Below are 4,863 nucleotides of genomic sequence, written 5' to 3' on the forward strand. Positions count from 1 at the left end.
GGGCGGGCGTGCGCCTAGGTCCCGCCCCCGCCCCGCGCCTCCGTCGCCGTCCCGTCCCTCACCCCTCGCCCCTCGCCCCCGCCGTTCGTGCTGAGCGAAGTCGAAGCACCTGGGCTTGGGGCGGCCCTTCGACTGCGCTCAGGGCGAATGGGGGTGGGGTGTTTGGGAATGGGGCGAATGGAAGCGGGCGAACGGGGTGGGTGTGCGCACCAGCCCCCTCCGTCATCCTGGGCTCGACCCAGGATCCAAAGCCACGGACGCCCGCATGCGTGGCTCTGGATCCTGACTTTCGTCAGGATGACGGGAGGGGGGCTTACGCCGCGAACAGCGCCGGTTCGATCGCGTAGAGCACCGCCGCGCTGGCGCTGGCGGCGGCGGCGAGGCCCATGGCTTCGGGGACGATCTGTTCGAGGTAGAAGCGCACCGAGGCCGCCTTCATCCGTCCGAAATCGTCGGTGCCGGCGACCGCGCCCTGGCGCTCCATCAGCCAGCCGCAGGTCGCGACCGACAGCATCGTTAGGAAGGGGTAGCTCGCGGCGAGCTTGTCGTCGGCGTCCGCGGTGGCGAGGCGGCGGCCGATCGCGTCGCAGGCGTCGACGAGCGCGAGCAGCCGTTCGTCCCTGGCTTCCGCGCGGATGTCGGCGATCAGCGTGGCGAACGCGCCGCCATTGTCGAGCGCGAGCTTGCGGCCGACCAGATCGGCGGCCTGGATGCCGTTGGTGCCTTCGTAGATCGGCGTGATGCGCGCATCGCGGAAATACTGCGCGGCACCGGTTTCCTCGACATAGCCCATGCCGCCGTGCACCTGGATGCCGAGCGAGGCGACTTCGTTGCCGATGTCGGTGCCGTGCGCCTTGGCCAGCGGGGTGACGAGTTCGAGGCGGTTGCGCGCCGCGGCGTCGCCCATATTGGCGCGGTCGACCTGCCCGGCGGCATAATAGACGAGCGCGCGCGCCGCCTGGGTCTGCGCCTTCATCCGCAGCAGCATGCGGCGAACGTCGGGATGCTCGACGATCTTGACCGACTCCTTGTTCGGCGAGCCCGCGCGCGCCGACTGGACCCGGTCGAGCGCATAGGCGACCGCACCCTGGGTGGCGCCCTCGGCGACCTGCACGCCCTGGAGCCCGACATTCAGCCGCGCATTGTTCATCATCGTGAACATCGCGCGGATGCCGCCGAGTTCCGCACCGATCAGCTCGCCGACGCAGTCGTCATTATCGCCGAAGCTCAGCACGCAGGTCGGCGAGGCGTGAAGCCCCATCTTGTGCTCGATCGAGACGACGCGGACGTCGTTGAAGTCGCCGGGCGTGCCGTCGTCGTTCAGACGGTATTTCGGCACGAGGAAGAGCGAGATGCCCTTGGTACCCGCGGGCGCGCCGGGCGTCCGCGCGAGGACGAGGTGGACGATGTTCGGCGCCATGTCGTGATCGCCGAACGAGATGTAGATCTTGGTGCCCTTGATCGACCATTTGCCGTCACCCAGCGGGGTGGCGGTGGCGCGCAGCGCGCCGACGTCGGAGCCGGCCTGCGGCTCGGTCAGGTTCATCGTGCCGGTCCATTCGCCGGTCGCGAGATGCGGGAGATAGAGCGCCTGCTGCTCGGGGCTGCCGTGATGCGCGAGCGCCTCGATCGCGCCAACAGTCAGCGTCGGGCAGAGCGCGAAGCCCATGTTCGCCGAGCCGAGCGTATCGAGCACCGCGGTCTGGATCGCAAAGGGCAGGCCCTGCCCGCCCCATTCCTCCTCGACGCCGATCGTGCCCCAGCCGCCCTCGACATAGTCCTTGTACGCCTGCGCGAAGCCGTCGGGCATGACGACGCCGTCGGGGGTCCATTTCGCGCCGACGGTGTCCCCTGCGCGGTTGAGCGGCGCCCATTCGCCCGCGGCGAACTGTCCCACGCCTTCGAGCACCGCGTCGACGACGTCGTCGCTGGCGGCGGCGAACCGGTCGGTGGCGGCGAGTTCGCCGATCCGCACGACGTGATCGAGCACGAAACGCTGTTCGGTGGTTGCTGGGGTGAAGGCCATGGCATCCTCTTATCGCTATGCTTTGCGCCCGCTATAGGCCTTCAGAATGACGCGTCCACACCCCCTGATTTTACCCTACGGCACAGCGGCGGTCGCGCAGGCGGCGGCGGTGATTCGCGCCGGCGGACTCGTCGCGGTGCCGACCGAGACGGTCTACGGACTCGCCGCGGACGCGACCGACGCGCAGGCGGTGGCGGGCATCTATGCCGCCAAGGGACGGCCGAGCTTCAACCCGCTGATCGTGCATGTCGCCGATCTCGCCGCGGCCGAACGGATCGCGGTGTTCGATGCGGATGCGCGCGCGCTGGCCGCGGCGTTCTGGCCGGGGCCGCTGACGCTGGTGCTGCCGGTGCGCAGCGATTCGGGGATTGCCGCGCTGGTGACCGCGGGGCTCGACACGATCGCGATCCGGGTACCGCGACACCGCGCGATGCAGGCGCTGATCGCAGCATCGGGGCGGCCGCTCGCGGCACCGTCAGCCAATGCGAGCGGGGGGATCTCGCCGACGACCGCGGCGCATGTCGCGGCGAGTCTGGGGGGGAACGTGCCGCTGATCCTCGACGATGGCGCGACCGAGGCGGGGCTCGAATCGACGATCGTGGCGGGGCGGACGGTGCTGCGGCCGGGGCCGGTGACCCGCGCGGCTCTGCTCGACCACCTCCCCGGCGGAGGCCGGGGCCCAGGTGGAAAGGTCGCTGTAACGGAGGACGACGGGCCTCACGATCGTCCCCCAACTGGGCCCCGGCCTTCGCCGGGGGGGCGTGCGGTTACGGCGCCCGGGCAGCTTGAAAGCCATTATGCGCCGAGCAAGGCGCTTCGGTTGAACGCGCTCGATGCCGAGGCCGACGAGTGGCTGATCGGGTTCGGGGCGGTTGCAGGGGATGTCTCGCTGTCGACGTCAGGCAGCCTCGTCGAAGCAGCCGCGAAGCTGTTCGACCTGCTCCACGCTGCCGATGCGAACGACCGTCCGAGGATCGCCGTCGCACCCATTCCGTCCGAAGGCATCGGCGAGGCGATCAACGACCGCCTCCGCCGCGCCGCGCACCGCTGACCTGTACCCCCGCGCAGGCGGGGGTCCAGGAGTCGCGTTGGCATCCGGTATTTAGCTGGACCCCCGCATCCGCGGGGGAACGGCATCGTTACGCGCTGACTGCCGCCTTCGACCGCGCGGCGAAGCTCTTGCGGAGCTTTTGCAGCTTGGGGGGAATCACCGCCATGCAATAGGGGTTGGAACGGCCCGAGGTTTCCCAATAGTCCTGGTGATAGCCTTCGGCCTCGTACCAGGTGGTCATCGGCTCGATCGTCGTGACGATCGGCTTGGCGCTGTCCGCCTGCGCACGCTCGAGCGCGGCCTGCATCTCGGCCTTCTGCGCGTCGTCGGCGGGGAACATTGCCGAACGATATTGCGTACCGACGTCGTTGCCCTGCCGGTTGAGCGTCGTCGCGTCATGCGTCGCGAAGAAGATATCGAGCAGGTCGCCGAGCTTCAGCTGTTCAGGATCGAAGCCGATCCGGATCGCCTCGGCATGGCCGGTATCGCCGCCGCACACCTGTTTGTAGGTCGGATCAGGCACATGCCCGCCGATATAGCCGCTCTCGGCGCTCTCGACGCCGATCACGTCCTTGAACACGGCCTCGGTGCACCAGAAGCACCCGCCCGCCAGCGTTACATAATCCGTCATCACGATCTCCTTTCCGCCAAGATAGGAAGCCGCTACCCCGCAACAAAGAGGAGACGCATGTGATCGACGGTGCAAGGCTTGATGGCAGGGTGATGGTAACGGGCGGCGCCGGCTATATCGGCAGCCATGCGGTCCTGGCGCTGCTCGACGCGGGGCATGAGGTGGTCGTGGTCGACAATCTGGTCACCGGCTTCGACTGGGCGGTCGATCCCCGCGCGACTTTGGTCGAGGCGAACGTCGCCGACGATGCGAAGGTCCGCGCGGCGATCCGCGATCACAAGGTCCGTGCGATCATGCATTTCGCAGGCTCGGTCGTGGTGCCCGAATCGGTCAGCGACCCGCTCAAATATTACCGCAACAACACCGCCGCCAGCCGGTCGCTGATCGAGAGCGCGGTGGCCGAAGGCGTGCCGCACTTCATCTTCTCGTCGACCGCGGCGACCTATGGCACGCCCGAGAAGGTGCCGGTCGCCGAGGGCGATCCGACCGTGCCGATCAATCCCTACGGCATGTCGAAGCTGATGACCGAGGCGATGCTGCGCGACGTCGCGGCGGCGCACCCGATCAACTATGCCGCGCTGCGCTATTTCAACGTCGCGGGCGCGGATCCGCAAGGGCGCAGCGGCCAGTCGACGGTCGGCGCGACTCACCTGATCAAGATCGCGGTCGAGGCGGCGACGGGCAAGCGCAGCCATGTCGGCGTCTATGGCACCGATTTCGCCACCCCCGACGGCACCGGCGTGCGCGACTATATCCATGTCAGCGACCTCGCCGCCGCGCATGTCGCCGCGCTCGACCTGCTGGTCGCCGAGCCGGCCAAGAGCCACACGCTCAACGCGGGCTATGGCACCGGCTTCTCGGTACTCGAGGTGCTCGATGCGGTCGACAAGGTCACGAACATGACGATCGACCGCCGTCTCGAGGGGCGTCGCGCGGGCGATCCGGCGATGCTGATCTCGGACAACAGCGCGATCCTTTCGACGCTCGACTGGCAGCCGCGCCACGCCGATCTCGACGGGATCGTCCGCGATGCGCTGGCCTGGGAACGCACGCTCGCCGAGCGACAGCGCTAAAGACGGGCCCGATCAGGCGTCGGCGGGCGGGCGGCCAAAGGCGTGGCGCTCGCCGCCGATCGCCGCCCGGGCGCGCGCCGTG

At 68.9% G+C, this 4,863-nt stretch carries 4 protein-coding genes; 2 read left to right on the forward strand and 2 right to left on the reverse strand.

Annotated elements, in window-relative coordinates; genetic code table 11:
• Positions 1 to 313: 313 nt before the first annotated feature.
• A complete protein-coding gene (locus tag sphsw_RS00215; RefSeq protein WP_031438852.1) occupies positions 314 to 2,026 on the reverse strand; it encodes an acyl-CoA dehydrogenase in 1,713 nt (570 codons plus the stop codon).
• Between the two features lie 46 nt (positions 2,027 to 2,072).
• Between sphsw_RS00215 and sphsw_RS00220 the strand changes: the two genes are divergently transcribed.
• Positions 2,073 to 3,077 carry an L-threonylcarbamoyladenylate synthase gene (locus sphsw_RS00220; protein ID WP_031438853.1) on the forward strand — a complete coding sequence of 335 codons (1,005 nt, stop codon included), beginning with the start codon at positions 2,073 to 2,075 and terminating at the stop codon, positions 3,075 to 3,077.
• 88 nt (positions 3,078 to 3,165) lie between these two features.
• On the opposite strand, the gene msrA is transcribed toward sphsw_RS00220, so the two are convergent.
• On the reverse strand, positions 3,166 to 3,708 hold the full coding sequence (msrA, locus tag sphsw_RS00225) for a peptide-methionine (S)-S-oxide reductase MsrA (RefSeq protein WP_031395728.1): 543 nt from the start codon (positions 3,706 to 3,708) through the stop codon (positions 3,166 to 3,168).
• 92 nt (positions 3,709 to 3,800) lie between these two features.
• On the opposite strand from msrA, the gene galE reads away from it, so the two are divergent.
• On the forward strand, positions 3,801 to 4,781 hold the full coding sequence (gene galE, locus sphsw_RS00230) for a UDP-glucose 4-epimerase GalE (protein WP_031438854.1): 981 nt from the start codon (positions 3,801 to 3,803) through the stop codon (positions 4,779 to 4,781).
• Positions 4,782 to 4,863: the final 82 nt, after the last annotated feature.

The sequence above is a fragment of the Sphingomonas sp. FUKUSWIS1 genome (assembly GCF_000733135.1).
Taxonomy (GTDB): domain Bacteria; phylum Pseudomonadota; class Alphaproteobacteria; order Sphingomonadales; family Sphingomonadaceae; genus Sphingomonas; species Sphingomonas aerolata.